General features: G+C 54.5%; 5 protein-coding genes. All 5 read left to right on the forward strand.

Going from position 1 to position 17509, the window contains the following annotated elements:
* Positions 1-422 precede the first annotated feature (422 nt).
* The 5 genes from ACK3CJ_RS01815 to ACK3CJ_RS01835 all read left to right on the forward strand — a co-directional run bounded on the left by ACK3CJ_RS01815 (position 423) and on the right by ACK3CJ_RS01835 (position 17247).
* Entirely contained in the window at positions 423-1520 is a 1098-nt protein-coding gene (locus ACK3CJ_RS01815) for a TRAP transporter substrate-binding protein (protein WP_409524690.1), read from the forward strand.
* A gap of 339 nt (positions 1521-1859) precedes the next feature.
* On the forward strand, positions 1860-3830 hold the full coding sequence (locus tag ACK3CJ_RS01820; RefSeq protein ID WP_409524691.1) for a filamentous hemagglutinin N-terminal domain-containing protein: 1971 nt from the start codon (positions 1860-1862) through the stop codon (positions 3828-3830).
* Positions 3824-5512 carry a ShlB/FhaC/HecB family hemolysin secretion/activation protein gene (locus ACK3CJ_RS01825; RefSeq protein ID WP_409524692.1) on the forward strand — a complete coding sequence of 563 codons (1689 nt, stop codon included), beginning with the start codon at positions 3824-3826 and terminating at the stop codon, positions 5510-5512. Before ACK3CJ_RS01820 ends, ACK3CJ_RS01825 begins: the two co-directional genes overlap by 7 nt.
* A gap of 21 nt (positions 5513-5533) precedes the next feature.
* The gene (locus ACK3CJ_RS01830; RefSeq protein ID WP_409524693.1) at positions 5534-16900 is read left to right on the forward strand and encodes a hemagglutinin repeat-containing protein; all 11367 of its coding nucleotides are present in this window, start codon (positions 5534-5536) and stop codon (positions 16898-16900) included.
* Positions 16897-17247 (forward strand): hypothetical protein, encoded by a 351-nt coding sequence (locus tag ACK3CJ_RS01835; protein WP_409524694.1) that lies wholly within the window; start codon positions 16897-16899, stop codon positions 17245-17247. Before ACK3CJ_RS01830 ends, ACK3CJ_RS01835 begins: the two co-directional genes overlap by 4 nt.
* Positions 17248-17509: the final 262 nt, after the last annotated feature.

Genomic DNA, 17509 nt, shown 5'->3' on the forward strand with positions numbered 1-17509 from the left:
CTTATGTTCGGCTTCGGTCGCGTTCAGCGATACAGGGTCGTGAATTGCCGATAGACTGGTTCAGTACTCACGGGTATCAGTCTTTGTTCTTATCATCTGACACGTCGATCTGGCCTGTGCAGGCAGAAGAGGGGAATGCTAGGGTGGAGTGATTCGCATGAAAGGTTGCGCCTGCGCAGAAATTAACCATCGGGTTACAACGAGCGCGGTATTATACAGTTTTCTACCAATAAGTGAACCTCGGGTGTGCTTTGGTCAAATATCAAAACGGCTCAAGACTGTACTAAACGACCGTTTTCATATTAAAGAATAGTGATGTAAGTCTTGATATTTACAGGATTTCAGGCCATAACTTCAGGGCGTAACCGTCTGCCTGCGGGTAAGAGGGTGCCTATAACAATAAACGCAAAGGGAGATAATCCATGCAGCGTCGTAAGTTTCTGAAAAATGCAGCTCTGGCAGGTGCCGGTGTTGCCGCAACCACTCTGGCAGCCCCTGCCATTGCTCAGCGCCGCATCACCTGGCGTATGGCCACCACCTGGCCACGTAACTTCCCGGGCTTGGGTGTCGGTGCACAGCGTCTGGCGGATCGTATCACCGCCATGTCAGATGGCCGTTTGACCGTACAGGTTTACTCTGCAGGTGAGCTGGTACCGGCACTGGGTGTGTTTGATGCCGTTATCGAAGGTTCTGCCGAGATGAGTCACGGTGCTGCCTACTACTGGCAGAACAAAAGCCGCGCCACCTCCTTCTTCACGGGTGTACCTTACGGCATGACCTCACGTGAGCTGGCAGCCTGGATTCGCTACATGGGTGGCCAGGAGATCTGGGACGAAGTCTACGATCAGTTCGGCGTGAAGGGCTTCCTGTCCGGTGATACCGGTACACAGGCCGGTGGCTGGTTCCGTAAGGAGCTGACTGGCCTGGCTGATGTCCGTGGTTTGAACTTCCGTACACCGGGCCTGGGTGGTCAGGTGTGGCAGAAACTGGGTGCAACCGTGGTCAACATGGCCGGTGGCGAGATCTATCAGGCACTGCAGTCCGGTGCTCTGGATGCGGCTGAGTTCGTGGGCCCGTATAACGACCTGGCGCTGGGCTTCCATCAGATCTGCAAGGACTACTACTTCCCGAGCTTTATCGAGCCAGGCCTGGCGACTGAGCTGGTAGTGAACAAGTCCAAGTTTGCCGAGCTGCCAAATGATCTGCAGCAGATCGTCGAGTTTGCCTGCCAGGCAGAGTACGATCAGGTAGCGTCCGACTTCTATGCCAACGACCCGATTGCACTGAAAACACTGGTTGAACAGCATGGTGTGCGTGTACATCAGTTCCCGGACGAGATCCTGGAAGCCGGTGCCGTAGCAGCAAAAGAGATCTTCACCGAACTGCGTGAAGGTGGTGATGCCCTGACCAAGAAGACCACAGAGCATTACCTGCAATCACTGAATGTCCTGCGTACCCGTACAGAAACGGTTGATCAGGCGTTCCTGGCAGCGCGTCAGAAGTTCTTCCATATGACCTGATCCAGCTCGGGTGGCTTTTACAGCCACTGCCCGACTACAAAAAACCCGCCGGTTGCTGGCGGGTTTTTTGTTTCACTGCCTGAGCGATTCGGCTGATGCGAAGAGAAAGGAGGGATCGGATCAGATATATTCAAAAAAACCATTATCATACATGTGTTTAAATTATCGCATAACTTGCTGATCTAACTTTCTTATATCCATGATCCTGTTTTATTAGCATTTTTTGATTAAAAAAATATCAGATTATTTCCTATTGATCTAAGGAAGCTCCTGTTGTAGATTCGCGCCGCTGATTAATTTTCATCCATTTACCCTCTTAGCGCCGGATAGGGAGATCCTGTGATCCTTTGCAATATATTGCGTTTCAAGCGATTGACGTTCTGCGTCGCGACCCCTCTATTCAGCTTGCTGCCCTTCGCCGCTAATGCATCTGATGTGATACCGACAGGGAGCACTGCCACTCAGGTCACTTCTGGCGCAGATGGGCATTTGCAGGTTGATCTTGCGAACTCCCAGTCCGGTGTGTCCTACAATAGCTTCTCGCGCTTTGATGTTGGTTCCGCAGGCGTGACTCTGAACAATACGGATTCCGGGGCGCGCACAATCGTCAATGAGGTGTTTTCGGCCGCGCCGTCCCGCTTTGAGGGCACGCTGACGCTGGAGGGGCCGCGTGCCAACCTGATCATGGCCAATCAGAATGGTCTGTTGATCAACGGTGGTGAGTTCATCAACTTCGGCAGTGTAGCGCTGACAACCGGGGCGGTCAGATTTGAAGACCGGATGATCGGTGGTGATACGCCACAGCGCTATGTTTGGGTGGATACGGCTCAGGGTGGGATCGATATAGGTGCTAAGGGTCTGGCTGCTGAGCTGATCAATCTGGAGCTGATCGCTCGTGAAGTGAATATCAATGGTCCGGTGACCAATCGCTTTACCTCTTCCACCGCCCGCACACGTATTGTGGCCGGTGAATCGACCACCTTCTTCGATACTGTTGCATCACCCACCGATAACCTGACCCCTTGGGCACATCCTGAGAAGGGAGAGTCCGCCACTACTGATGTGTTGTTCAGCGTCAATGCGGCCGGGGGGATCACATCGGGAACAGTCAATGTGCTGGTGACGGACAAAGGTGCCGGGGTCAGGAACGCCGGTGAGTTACTGGCCACCATGGGTGGCTTTACGCTCAACAGCAGTGGATTGCTGGAGCAGCAAGGCGGCACGATCAAAGGGCAGGGCACAGTATTGCTGGAGAGTGCTTCCCTCGAGCAGTATGCCGGCGATGGTCAGCAGAGCCGTATTGAATCAACCGCGAGCTTTGTTGATATCAAAGCCGATGAAGGCGTGATCAATCAGGACAGCTATATCGGTGGCGCGCAACCGGTGGATCCAGATGAAACTGCGGCACTGTCCATCACGACAAAAGGCAAAATTGACAATATCACCACAGTTGGGGCCGAGCACGGTGCCATCCTGTTCAGCCAGGATGGTGATATCGTGCTGAATGCCACTGAAGGGATTCTCAATCGTAATAGCAGGTTCATCGCCAATGGCGAGCTGATCATGAACACAGATGGGGCAGCGATCAACGAATCGGTATTTCTACCCGCAGACAATCTTGAAGAGGTCAGCTATTCCAGCGAGAGCTGGGGTGGGTTAACGCGTGAAAACGGCTATTCCATTGCACGAGGTGAATTGGCTGATCCAGATCATATGGCTTACTGGGTCGCTCAGGGCGATGTGAAGGTCAATGCCGGTGATGTGCTTAATGAGGGTGGCTTCATCTTTGCTAATGATGGAGATGTCGATCTGCTTGCCACTGGCAAGGTGGTTAATCGCGCATGGTTGACCGGTGAGCTGCAATATACCCGCTCCTGTGTGCTCTTCATCTGTAAGCGCAAGGTTTTTTCCAGCGAGCAGTTGCAAGGTGGCAGTATCAGTGCCAGTGAACAGGTCATTCTCAAGGGTGGTGAGCTGATAGAAAACCATGGTGGCACCGTACTGGGCATGAAAGGCGGCACACTGGATGCGCCGGTCATTCGCGCTGTCGGCCAGCCGGTTCACTTTGGCCTGACACGAGCCAGTGGGCTTAAAGCCCTGTTTGGGGATACCTGGGCGAAGCTGTATTCGGTGGATCAGGGCGGCAGTTTCACCGCACAGCAGGGTAAGTGGATATTGCTTGGTGCTGCCGAGTTGGATCGCGGGCAGTTTATAGCGCCTGAGGGTATCGAGGGTGAAATCACCGTTCTGCAATTGCCTGAGCGAGACCCTGTCCGTATCGAAAACCATCTGGGGCTGCTGAGATGGTAAATCGCATATTGAATAGCCTGCGCTTATTGTCCTGCGCGTTATTGATGACAATTGTTGTGCCTGCAGTTGCTCAGGAACAGCCACCTCAGGATCCTTCAGATACACTGATGCGCGAGCAGATGGAGCGTGAGCGTGAGCGGTTACTGGAGCGGCAGACGCCCGAACTGGATATCGCAGTACCTGAGCAGGCACGTGATGTCGATCCAGATACCATTGATGAACCGGGGCATACCTTTCTGATCCAGAAGATCCTGCAGGAGGGAGATTCCCCACTGTCAGAGTCAGTGTTCAGGCGCCTGGTCGCGCCGTTCGAAAACCGCCAGTTGGGGCAGCAGCGGATCGGAGTGCTGCTGAATCATCTTAACCTCTCTATGGCCGAGGCTGGATACATCACTTCGCGCGCCTATGTCAGTAATCAGAGTCTGGCTTCGGGCGTTCTGACAATCGTGATGGTGGCAGGGCGTGTTGAGGGGGTGATCTACAATGGACAGGCGCTGGCCGATGCTCCCATCGGCGTTCGTATGGCCCTGCCACTGCGCCCAGGCGACATTCTGCAACTGCGCGATATCGAGCAGGGAGTGGACCAGATCAATCGCGTGGCCACGCATCAGGCCAGCATACAGATTCAGCCGGGTGAACAACCGGGCGGCTCCATCGTCCTGATCACCAACCCGCCGGCTGAGCGTGTCGCCTTCTATCAGCTATCAATCGACAATCAGGGCAGTCCCAGCACCGGCACTGGCCGTCTGCGTGGCACGGTCAATACCGCCAATCTGCTGGGGCTGATGGATAACCTGTCACTGGGCTTTACCGGCAGCACCGAAACCAATGCACTGATCGGTTCCTTCTCAGTGCCCTACGGCTATAACACCTTCAGTCTGGTGTCCAGCTGGTCTGAATATCAGAGCCTGATTGGTGACGTTGCGCTGGTCTACGGGACCTCGCGCAGCAATGCTCTCGCCTGGAACCGGCTGTTCTATCGTGATCGCAATACCAAAGCCGCCTTCGACCTGTCGCTGACAAGCCGTCAGTCACAGCGTGAAATCAACAATGTTCGCCTGACCCCACAAACCTTCACGGTGGTGCGAGGCGGTGTCAATCGATTGACCCGCTTTGAGTTCAACGGCAAACCGGCACAGTGGAGCGTTGATCTGGGCTACAGCCGTGGGCTGGATTGGCTGGGCGCTGATCGGGATGAGTCTGATCTGCCGCGTGATGCAGCCAGAGCACAGTTCAACAAGTTGGATCTGGCGGCCACACTACGTTTGCCTCTGCTGGATACCTGGCAGTCACGGCATAACCTGTCGGCACAATGGAGCCCTGATCCGCTGTTCTCATCGGAACAGATCTTTGCCGGTGGTGTGCATAGTGTCAGAGGTTTTGCTGACTCCGCTATTGGCGGTGATCGGGGACTGGTATTACGCAACGAACTGGCCTGGACCCAGGCACCGACTCTGTTGAATGGGCGGGTCTGGCTGGAACCCTTCGGCTTTGTAGATATGGGGCAGGTTTACACACTTGCCGATCGCCAGCATCAGCGGATTGCCGGAGCGGGAATTGGCCTGCGCAGCAGTTGGAGTGGCGGTTATCTTGAATTGGTTGCAGGGGCACCACTGCACAAACCTTCACATCTGGATGCGGACAGCTACCGTTTGAATGCCAGCCTGGTCTTGATGTTTTAAGATTGATTGAGGAAGTGAGTCATGGATAGAAACCTCGTTTTGAACGGAAAGCAACAGTCAGAGCCTCTTCGTCAACCTTTATGGATTCGCTCGACCAGTTGGCTGGTTTTGCTCACCTTCAGTCTGACTCAGGTTGTGATGCCGGGTTATGCTGCTGCGGCTCCGATAGTCGACCCCACTGCACCACTCTCTTTTCAGCCCTCTATCAGTGCCACCAGCACCGGTGTACCGGTGGTCAATATCACCTCGCCGAATGCGGCGGGTACTTCACTCAATCAATATCAGCAGTTCAATGTCGGTCCCAATGGCGTTGTGCTCAACAACAGCACCTTTTCTGGCGGCACCCTGCTGGGTGGGCAGGTGGATGCCAACCCCAATCTGAATGATGGTCGCACAGCCATCACCATCCTTAACGAAGTGCGTGGCAGTGGTGCGGCCAGCCGAAGTCAACTGGATGGGACCATAGAGGTCTTTGGTGCGCCAGCGGCGGTGATTATTGCCAACCCCAACGGGATCACCTGTCATGGGTGTGGCGTGTCCAACGCGACCGGCTTCACGCTGAGCACTGGTAAACCGACTGAGACCGACACCGGCTTTGCTTTCGCAGTCAGTGGCAGCGATATTCGTATTGAAGGCAATGGTATTGAGGGGACTGTTGGCCAGATACAACTGATAGGGCAACGGTTGGTTGTGAATGCGCCTATTCGCGCCCACTACCTGAACCCCCAGATTTCGACCATCAGCCTGGTGGCCGGTACGGGTACAGCAACTGTCAGTCAGGGTAGTGTGAGTATGTCGCCCGACTTTTCACTACCGGCGCCCAGTAGTAGTAGTGGGCTGGCGATCGATGCCAGCGAGTTCGGTGCCATGACCAGTGGGCAGATCCAGATCCTGTCGACCGATCGGGGCATGGGCGTCAATATGGGGGCGCCCATTGTGGCCGATCAGGCCAATCTGACAGTCAGCTCAGCCGGAAACGCCAGCTTCACTCAGCTGGCTTCAGCCGGGGATATGGTTCTGGATGCCGAAGGCAATCTGGTGGTCAGCCAGAGTGCCAGCGCAGGTGGAAAACTCAATGCTACCTCCTCTGACGGCAATTTGGTGCTGCGAGGTGAGCTGACATCGGGCGGTAACATGAACCTGTCCGGCAACACCGGGCTGACCCTGTCTGCCAACACTCATAGTGGCGGGTCTGCAACCCTGAGCAGCCAGGGTGCTGTTCATATGACCCCCGAAGCATCGCTGAATATTGTCGGAGATACCAGGATCAAGGGTGGTGAGGTTACTCTGGCGGGGCATACTTCTATTGGCCAGGGGTTGGAGATTCAAACCAACAACCAGTTGATTATCAGCGGAACAACCGAAGTCGGCCAGCAGGCGCAGATTGATGCTGGTGAGGTGACGCTGCTGGCCTCGTTCAATGCACAACAGACAGAGGTGAACGCCGATAAACTCAGCCTGGGTAACGCTGGCGAAACACTCAATATCAGCGGTGACCTGTCGCTGGATGTGAGCGGCCCACTGCTGGCCGAAGGGGATCTGAATGTCTCTGGTAATACGCGCCTGTATGCCGGCACTGACCTTCATCTGGCGGGTGAAGTCGTCACGGGACAACATCTGGACCTGAAGGCAGGCGACAACATCCAGTTGGACAAAGACATTGTAGCCGGCGGGCAGATTCAGCTGGAAGCTGGAAATGGCATCACGGCCGACGGCACCATCACAGGTGGGGCGCTCACAACGCAGAGCGCAGAGCTGACCCTGAATGACAATGTCGAGATCGGTGGCGATGTTGATGTTGTTACCGATCACCTGACCCTGCCGGAAAGTGTCGTAGCGGGTGGCAGCATTCAGATCAATGTAGCTGACGGTGGCGTGAACAGCAGCGGCGTGCTGGTGGCAAATGACGATCTGCGCATTCAGGCGGCCCAGAGTATCGCCCTGAATCAGACAGGTGCCGGTGGCGATCTGAACCTGCTGTCTGAGCAGGGCGGCATCAGCCTGACAGAGGCGGCTCAGATCGATGGCGAACTGACGCTATCGGCGGCTCAGGATATCCAGACAAACGATCTGTCAAGCTGGGGACAGTTGCAGCTGGACAGTGCCACTGGTTCGATTCATACCGGCACGCTGCAGGCAGATGGCGCAGTGAGCCTGGCTGCGCTGCAGGGACAGATAAGCACGGGTGATCTGCAGAGTAACCGCTCCGTTACCTTGACCTCAGGTGATCAGATGACAGCGGGCCATCTGATGGCCGGCTTGGCACATGGCGGTGATGTATCGCTGAGTGCGGCAGGTGCCCTGCAACTCGACTCTCTGACGGTGAATGGCGACGCCAATCTGCAGTCTGGCGCCGATATGACGATTGCCGGTGACACGCAGGTTCTCGGTGATTACAGCGCGGATAGTGATGGCGCGATCATGCAAGGCGGTGCACTGCTGACAGACGGGACGCTGACACTGAATGCCGTACAGGATATTGATGTGCAGGGCGATGTTCAGGTGATCGAATCAGCCCAGCTTGTCAGCCATGCGGGCAGCCTGCATCTGGATGGTGATCTGCGCGTCAATGAACATACCAACCTGACAGCGATGCAGGATATCGTCCTGGCCGGTGACAGCACCCTGTTGGGTGAGCTGTCTCTGGCGGTAGAGCAGGGCGAAATACTCAATCAAGGAGAGATGCAGCTCGAACAGTCATTGCGGTTGAACACACCAGGCGATTTTCGTAATGAGGGTCTGGTAGTCAGTGGCGGTGAAATCTCGATACAGGCCAAAGAGATCAGCTCCAACTCCGCGACTGCCGGTGGCTTGCTGGCGAACGAAGCGATCACCCTGAGTGCAACCGATGGTTTGCTCCTGGGTGAGAACAGCCTGTTGAGTACCAGTGACGCCATCACATTGAGCAATGCAGGTGGTGTGGACAACCTGGGGCAGGTGGTGGCAGGTGAAGCGCTGAACGTCAGTCAGGGCGAGCTCCGTAATAGTGGCACAGTGGTGGCGGCCGAGATAGCGATGGCTGATGCGCTGGGCAATCAGGGGAGTCTGCATGCGGATCAGATCAGTATTGAGGGACATACTCAAAACAGTGGCACGCTGACGGGCGGGCTATTGAACTTCCTGTCAGGATTGATCAATAGCGGCCAGGTCTCAGGCGAACAGATCACGGTTTCAGGCGCACTGGATAATCAGGGCGAGTTGGGAGGCGATGCACTGCATCACAGCGGTGGCGAACTCGTTAACAACACGACAGGGGTGATTGCTGCTGATCAGATGACACTTGACTCGTCATCAATCTGGAATGACGGAGCGCTCAGTGCTCAGCAACTGACTGTTCTGAGTGCAGGCTCTCTCACCAATGCTGGTGAGATCGTATCCGGTGGCAGCATTCAGATCAATGTAGCTGACGGTGGTGTGGACAGCAGCGGCGTGCTGGTGGCGAATGACGATCTGCGCATTCAGGCGGCCCAGAGTATCGCCCTGAATCAGACAGGTGCCGGTGGCGATCTGAACCTGCTGTCTGAGCAGGGCGGCATCAGCCTGACAGAGGCGGCTCAGATCGATGGCGAACTGACGCTATCGGCGGCTCAGGATATCCAGACAAACGATCTTTCAAGCTGGGGACAGTTGCAGCTGGACAGTGCCACTGGTTCGATTCATACCGGCACACTGCAGGCCGATGGCGCCGTGAGTCTGGCTGCCCTGCAGGGGCAGATAAGCACAGGTGATCTGCAAAGTAATCGTGCCGTGGCCTTGAGCGCAGGTGATCAACTGACAGCGGGTCATCTGATGGCCGGCTTGGCACATGGCGGTGATGTATCGCTGAGTGCAGCAGGTGCCCTGCAACTCGACTCTCTGACGGTGAATGGCGACGCCAATCTGCAGTCTGGCGCCGATATGACGATTGCTGGCGATACTTTGGTGCTGGGTGATTACAGCGCGGATAGTGATGGCGCGATCATGCAAGGCGGTGCACTGCTGACAGACGGGACGCTGACACTGAATGCCGCACAGGATATCGATGTGCAGGGCGATGTTCAGGTGATCGAATCAGCCCAGCTTGTCAGCCATGCGGGCAGCCTGCATCTGGATGGTGATCTGCGCGTCAATGAACATACCAACCTGACAGCGATGCAGGATATCGTCCTGGCCGGTGACAGCACCCTGTTGGGTGAGCTGTCTCTGGCGGTAGAGCAGGGCGAAATACTCAATCAAGGAGAGATGCAGCTCGAACAGTCATTGCGGTTGAACACATCAGGCGATTTTCGTAATGAGGGTCTGGTAGTCAGTGGCGGTGAAATCTCGATACAGGCCAAAGAGATCAGCTCCAACTCCGCGACTGCCGGTGGCTTGCTGGCGAACGAAGCGATTGTATTGGATGCAACCCAGTCGATCTCACTGGGCGAGAACAGCCAGGTCATTACCAGTGATACCATCACGCTGAGCAGCACCAGTGGTACCAGCAACAGTGGTCAGTTACTGGCTGGAGAGACGCTGACTGTCAGTCAGGGCGGCTTTACCAACACAGGCAATGCAGCGGCAACAGCGATAGATATCACAGGCCCACTCAATAATCAGGGGAGTCTGTTTGCGGATCAGATCGACATCCGCACGGATTTTGCTCAGAACAGCGGCAACCTGACCGGCAATAGTGTGACGTTTCTGGCAGGACTGAATAATACCGGGCAACTGTCAGGCAATGATGTAACAGTGACGGGTGTGCTGAGTAACGCCGGTCAGATGCGGGCGACAACGCTGACTCAAAGTGGCGGTAGTCTTTACAACACGCCTTCTGGCCTGATGGCTGCTGATCAGATGTCATTCAACACATCATTTCTCTGGAATCAGGGCAGGATCAACGCCAATGAACTGAATCTCTGGAGCACTGGTGCGCTTACCAACTCCGGCACTATCCATGGTACTCAGTCGATGGTCATCGCTTCTGGCGGGGGCATCAATAATACCGTGAACGAAGTGCAGCACTGTATCAATCCGCTCAGTTGCAATGATCCGAATGTCGCGATCAATCCTGATGAGGATTACCGCTATCTACAGACCATCGGCATGATCTCATCCGGCGGCGACCTGAATATCTCCTCCGGCCCTGTTCTCAATCAAGGGGTGATTCAAAGCAGCGGCAATATGAATATCGTCATGGGGCAGCATGCGTTTACCAATCAGCGCAGCCCCAATGACCATCTGGCATATAACAATGCCGGTCATGCTGGCACCACTATCAATACCGGTCGTATCAACGCTGCAGGGACGCTGTCGATTCAATCCGGCAGCCTGAGCAACCTGGATGGCCAGATCAACTCCGGTAACGATCTGACCATCACGACGGGCCAGTATCTCAATACCGGGAATAATACTCAGGTGTTCTCAGCGGGCAGTGCAACACTGAACGCCTTTAGCCAGCACTATAATCCAGCGCTTAACCCTCTGTCAGCCTTGGGTACTCTGCAACTGAATGTGGCCGGTGTTAATGTTCAGGCCGGTCAGAGTTGGTATAACCCCGCGGGATCCACAAGCTGGACGGGTACGCTGACAAACTACGGCACTGTCCAGATGGCCGGTCATGCCACAGGTACGTTGAGGAACCTGGCAGGCGAGTCCGTGACAAAAACGGGATCACTACCAAGCCTCCATTTTTACCAACTGCTACAGGCACCCTCAATCGTTGATGCCGCCGTTTCCAGCTATACAGACGTTGCCACACGTGCATCCTTTATCATCGGCGGAAGATACAGCGGCAGCCTGACCAACAGAGCGTCGAATATGTATGCCGCGATGGGTCTGATAGGAGGAGCGAATCTGGAGAATGTTGCTCAGACCGTGACCCTGAGCGATGCAGAGGGAAATACCGAAGAGATCAGTGCCCAAAGTCTTAGCCTTGTTGGCAGTGCCGGCACGATCAATATAGAGCTGTTATCTCCCGAAACAGGCACTATCATTGCGCCGAGCCTGATTATCAGCGGCCAGAGTATGGTGTCTGGGGATGAACCCGATTTCAGTGCCGTTCAAGCGGCTTTGACGTCGGCTCAGTCACAGAATCTGGTGCCTGATGGCGAACCCGTTTCGGGAGCGGAGCATGGCGGAGGAAGCGTCACACCAGACCAGCATGGCGGTCAAACAGGTGCCTCGACGAACCCGATCGATACCAGCCCGATGCGGGGAGTGTTAACGCTTGTTCAGAATCAGACCGTGGGGCCAGATGGTCAGCCTGTCGCCGGTGGTGCGCATACAGCCACAGGTGTTGTACCTGGCCAGCATGCTCCCATCGGTACGAGCTTTCCAGCCTTTAACGGGCAACCAGCCGCGCCAGGTAGTGTGTCCGATGATCCTCTTGTGATCAGCGGCCCATCTATTGCCAGCAATCAGCTCAACCCCGCGCCCGGTGGCTCAACCTGGGGGCTGGAACTGCCAGACTGGGATAAAATTACCGCAGGGGCTACGCCCGGTGCATTGAATGCAGACAACCTGCAGCTCAACCTGAGCGGGACCTTCACCAACCTGGCAGATCTGACAGGGTTTGATCAACTGGTCATTCACGCCCAGGAAGGGATCGAGAATATTGGTAACACGATATCGGCTGGTATTCTCAAGCTCAGCGGCGGGAGTCTGGATACTCGTTTTGGAGAGTTGATTTCTTCAGATAAAGAGATATGGATCAGTGTTGAAGGCGATCTCCTGGCACAGGGTGCACTTTTCCAGTCAAAAACTGATATGACGCTGTTGGCCGGTGGCAGCATTATTGCTGATGCATCACTGAACACCGAGCGGACTGAACAGAACGATCAGACACACACGACCGAAGTCACCCGGGTTGGACATGGTGAATCAGCCTGGGATGAGACCAGCACGGAGAGCCAGAGCAACTCATCAAGCAGCGAAAACCGCACCTATACCGGTGCTCGTTTCCTGGCTGGTGGTGATGTTCTGATGGAGGCCGGCAGTGGCGGCAGTGGCAGCATCGATCTGACAGGTGCAGAGATACGCACTGCAGATGACAAAAGCATCACGCTGAAAGCGGCTAACGACATCACGCTGGGTGCTGTGGTCAATACGCAAAGCACTCAAAGTGAAGTGGAAACGCTGAGCTCAACAAGAGTCTGCAATGACAAATCCGGGCTTTGTGTGGATGCGCCGACAACGACTACCAGTAGTCAGAGTACATACTCTGAAAGTGTGACTGGTGGGGTGGTTCAGGGCGGCAAGATCGTGATGGCGGCAGGCCTGACTGGAGATGGCAACCTTAATCTGGACGGTGTAAAAATCACAGCGGGTAGTGAAGCCAAGCCCGCGGATGTTGAGCTCACTGCCAGTAAACAGATCAATATTCGAGGCATCGTTACACAAAATAGCGAGAGCCAGTCTGCCAGCTATGACGTCTCCATGGAGCCACATCAGATTCAGGGGCGTTTGTCCGACTACACAGAACAGAGCAGCAGTACCTCTGAAACCTTATACACCAGTGAAATAACGGGGAAGAAGGTATTGATGAAAGCGGGCTCTGACATGACCCTGAGCGGGACAGCAATTAACGCTCAGGATAATGTGGAGCTGGTGGCCGATGGGCATCTGAAGCTGGATACACAAACCACGAACAGTCGCTCAAACAGCTCATCTGAACGCTTCGCTCAAACCCGGACGCGTCAGGAACAGACCTCTGTGGACACCGGTGTTGTGATCAATGCGGGGGATAATGTTCTGCTGCAGGGTGATGAAAGCGTCGAACTGCGTGGCACTCAGGTTTCCAGCCTTGGGCATGTCAGCATACAGTCCGATGGTGATGTTCAGCTACTCAGCGGCACCCAGGAAAGCCAACTGTCCGACACTGAACACTCGCGCACAGCTTCGCGGATTCATCAGGAACGGGATGTTGATCTGGTACAGACCCGCATATCGGCGGCCGGAAATGTCAGCCTCATTGCCGGTATGACGTCGGCGACACAGGCGTTTGAGAACGAAAGCGAGCGTGCCGCAGGTGGGGCTAAACTGGTGCTGGAGTCTGCGATTGTGCAGGCGGGCGTTATGCCGGATGGCAGCGTCAATAAGGGTACCGAAGAGGAGCCCAAAGGCACCGTACTTCTTTATGGCGAAGCGGGCGTTGAGGTTGGCGGTCGCCAGTCATCCAGCTATGAGATGACCGAAACGGCCAGCCGCTCATCGGGCTTTTTCTCCAAACGCAGCACGCTGGAAACCCACAGTGAAGAAAGCCATACCTTTGTCGGCAGCGAACTGTCTGGCAACAAGGTCAATATCATCTCCGGTGAAGATGTCAGCCTCACCGGCAGCAGTATCAATGCTCAGGAGAGTGTCCTGCTGCAGGCGGGTCGCGATATCATCATCGATACGGGTGAAAACACGCATAACAAAACCTACAGCATTGATCAGAAGCAATCCGGCCTGACCTGGGGCGGATACAGCCGCAGCGGCTCTGAGCAATCCATCGCCCGTACCCAGACCACAAATGTTGGCAGCTCTATCACCTCTGGCTCAGGCAACATCCATCTGCAGGCCAATGTGGCGGGTAACGAAGATCCCGAACAGGGGATTGTCAGCATCACCGGCAGCCAGATCCAGTCTGAACAGGGCAAAGCCATTATCAATGGCAAGCATGTGCTTATCCAGGCAGCAACCGATACGGATGTGACTGAAATCAGCGGTAGCAGCGACTCCCTGACCTTCGGTTTTGGTATCGGCGGCGGCAAGCATGACAGTCTGGCAGTGTCAGAAAGCCACACCCTGCAATCCAGTGTGATCGAAGGGGCACAGGGCGTTGATGTGACGGCGCCGGGCCTGGTGTCGATCCAGGCATCGACCCTCAGTGCGAGCAATACCGGGGAAGTGAACCTGCAAGGTAGCGTGGTTGAGCTGACGGGCGGATTAAACCACGCATCAGACACCCTGGATGAACAGGGTAAGAAGATCGGCTGGAACGTCAAAGACCTGTTTGGCGTGTTCAAGCCGGGCGAGGGCCTGGGGCATGAGAGTGATCTGGAAGAAACCGAACAGCAGACAGACACGGTCGCCACGGTACTGGAAGGCAAGAACGTCAATATCACCAGCACCAGTGGAGATATCACCCTGGCGGGTGTGGATGTTCAGACAGAAGGCGGCAAACTGACCCTCAAAACAGCCAACGACCTCAACCTGCACACCCTGACCACTACGGACTACGCCTCTTCGCACAGCGAAGTCAGCGATCTGGCGTGGCAGCGAGTGGAAGGCAGCGGCCATAAGGACGAGGCGGTACATTACAACCAACTGAACTACGCAGAGCTGGAGGTGAATGTCGGCGATCGCATCAACGTGGGGATGTCGGTCAAGGACAGTGCCGAAGTCCTGATGCAAGAGCCGGGGATGGAGTGGGTTGGCGCGCTGATCAATGATCCGGAACTGAGCGGTAAAATCGACTGGAAAACCGTTCAGGAAGCCCATGATAGCTGGGACTACAAACAGCAGGGCCTGACCGAAGTGGGGGCTGCTGTTGTTGTGATTGTAGTGGCGTTTCTGACAGCGGGAGCCGCCAGCAGCGCAGCCAGCTCTCTGACTGGCGCAGGTGGTTCTACAGCGACATTCACCAGTACAGTGATGAGCAGCGCTATAGAGGCAGGCATCACCAGTATTGCCAGCACGTCAGCGGTCACCTTCATCAACAGTGGCGGCGATCTGGGGGAAACACTGGATGCCCTGGGCAGCAGTGACAACCTGCAACAGATCCTGCAAAGCATGATCACGGCGGGCGCATTACAGGGTCTGGGCCAGACCATCACCATCGACGGCAAACCCCTGGCATCCATCACGCCTGCAGATGGTTTTATTGCGCATGCCGGCAGTGAACTGATCACCAACATCACCAGCGCCATGATCGACAGTGCGCTGACAGGTAGCAGCCTGGAAGACAGCATCAAAGATGCGGTTATCGCCTCGATCATCAATGCATCAGCCAGCCAGGGCGCGAACTGGATCGGTGATATGTCCATCCCCGACGAAAATGGCACAGTTGCCCTGAATGATTTTGCGCAGGCCTTCAGCCACGCCATTCTGGGCTGCATGGCGGGCAGTGCCAGCGCAGGCAGTGGTGATGGCTGCGCACCCGGCGCCGTGGGTGGTGTGGTCGGTGAGTTCAGTGCCGAGTTTTATAACCCGGATGGTACCAAAAATCACAATCGAACCATCGAGTTCTCGAGGATGATGGCCTCGATAGCCGGTGCCTTTACCGGCCAGGGAACAGAAGGTGTTTCGATTGCGGGTATGACGGGTGGTAATGCGGCGGCGAATAACTATCTGATGCACTCAGAAGCGGTGCGCTGGAGTCAGATTAACGAGGCATTAGAAGATCCAGATCGGAACTTGTCTGATGCAGAGCGCCAGGCTTTGGAGGCGGAGTTGCTGACGATCAATCTTAAGGATCGTGAGCGTGATCTGGCGCTGGAGACAGCATGTGGTCAAGGGGGTAGCCCAGCAAGCTGCAGCTATGAGCGCGCGATGCTGGAAGCCGCATTCAACAGCTATATCGATCAGACAACCGGACGGCTGAAAGAAGGTATTGGTCGAGATAATGTGAGGCATTATCTGCATGCTACGGTGCTGCTAGGTGATGAGCAGCGACAGCGCATGGAGCATATCGGTGCAGAAGCGCTGAGTGAGATGCTGGTCGATGCGATCAACGGACCGGCTATATTGGGTACGGTGGCTGGTCAGGCGTTCCAGGGGGATGAAGAGTCTAAGGAAATCCTGAGAAAAATAGGGAAAGAGATACAGTCGTTTGTGTCCAATCCTGTTGTACACGTCAGCGAGAGTAATCGTGAGGAGCTGGCTCGGGCGGATGCGCTGGAGCAAGCAGGCAACCCGGATGAAGCGGATGTGATCCGTATCCGTGTTGCACTGGATAATCAGTCGCTGATCTTTGGTGCGATAGGATTAACTGCTAGCATACCCCGGATAGCGGGTAGTATCATAAGCCGACCGGGGAGGGTGGTGCCGGATGGGGGTGTAAATGGCCCAGAGGGTAATCTAGATATACCAACAGGTGTGCCTGGGCGAGTTGAGACTCGAATTAATTTACAAAATGGAAGCACTAAAGAAGGAATTGGCTTTGAGCATGTTGTAGATAGACATTTTAATCCTTCAAAAAATGCCTCTCAATTTACAGTTTCTCAAAATGAATTACGTACTATTTTACAAAGCCCTACAGTTGTAAATTCTCCAGTAGTTAGAGTTCTCGATAGCGCAGATGGTCCTCGTTTTGTTCGTGAGGTTACGTTAGATAAACCAATCGGAACGGATAAGTTTAATAATTTCCAGCCTACATCAACGTTTACGATTCTCACAGATAGCTTCGGTAATTTGGTGAGCGCTACGCCAGGGGTGATTAAATGAAACTGACTGGTACTAAAACAGAAATAGAATATAGAGAACGTTTAATTTCTTCTCAAAATAAGTTATTCAAAGATGCTAATTTTCGTAGGCTTTTAGAGGTATTAAAAGCTAATAACTCTGATATTAAAACAGCGTATATTATTCGCCATACTCCTGACCAATCAGAAGACATTTTTAGAGTTCTTGTAAATGGAGCTTCAGTCAATTTGATTGAATTAGATAGGTTGGATGAAAGCATCGAACCTATTTTTGAATGCATGAGCGTTGTCGAATATAAAAAAGGATTGAGCAAACAGTCTATGATTCAGTTAGCTGTTGCCTTGGAATTGGCAAACGATCATTGTTAGAGCACAGTAGGGGCATGAATTAATGGGGTCAAAACATAATTAAGGCGCGTAATTCTTTAAAGGTTACGCACTTTATTTTTTAGCCGTCAGTTGTCAACACCAAACACCCCTCCATAACTCTGACGGTGTTGTCCCGTCCGCTGTCCGCGAGGCGGTTGGGCTTGTGAAAAACGATCAAGTTGATCAAAGAGTGACCGATTTTCTGTTAGTAAAGAGCGATGCGTTAACAAACTGCTTGTCCCGTCTGCTGTCCGCAAGGCGG

The sequence above is a fragment of the Nitrincola salilacus genome (assembly GCF_046271865.1).
Lineage (GTDB): Bacteria > Pseudomonadota > Gammaproteobacteria > Pseudomonadales > Balneatricaceae > Nitrincola > Nitrincola salilacus.

Excerpts from the sequence above, each read along its gene's own strand:
- ACK3CJ_RS01825 (WP_409524692.1), top strand. The coding sequence starts at position 3,824 with ATGGTAAATCGCATATTGAATAGCCTGCGCTTATTGTCCTGCGCGTTA.
- ACK3CJ_RS01830 (WP_409524693.1), top strand. The coding sequence starts at position 5,534 with ATGGATAGAAACCTCGTTTTGAACGGAAAGCAACAGTCAGAGCCTCTT.
- ACK3CJ_RS01835 (WP_409524694.1), top strand. The coding sequence starts at position 16,897 with ATGAAACTGACTGGTACTAAAACAGAAATAGAATATAGAGAACGTTTA.
- ACK3CJ_RS01815 (WP_409524690.1), top strand. The coding sequence starts at position 423 with ATGCAGCGTCGTAAGTTTCTGAAAAATGCAGCTCTGGCAGGTGCCGGT.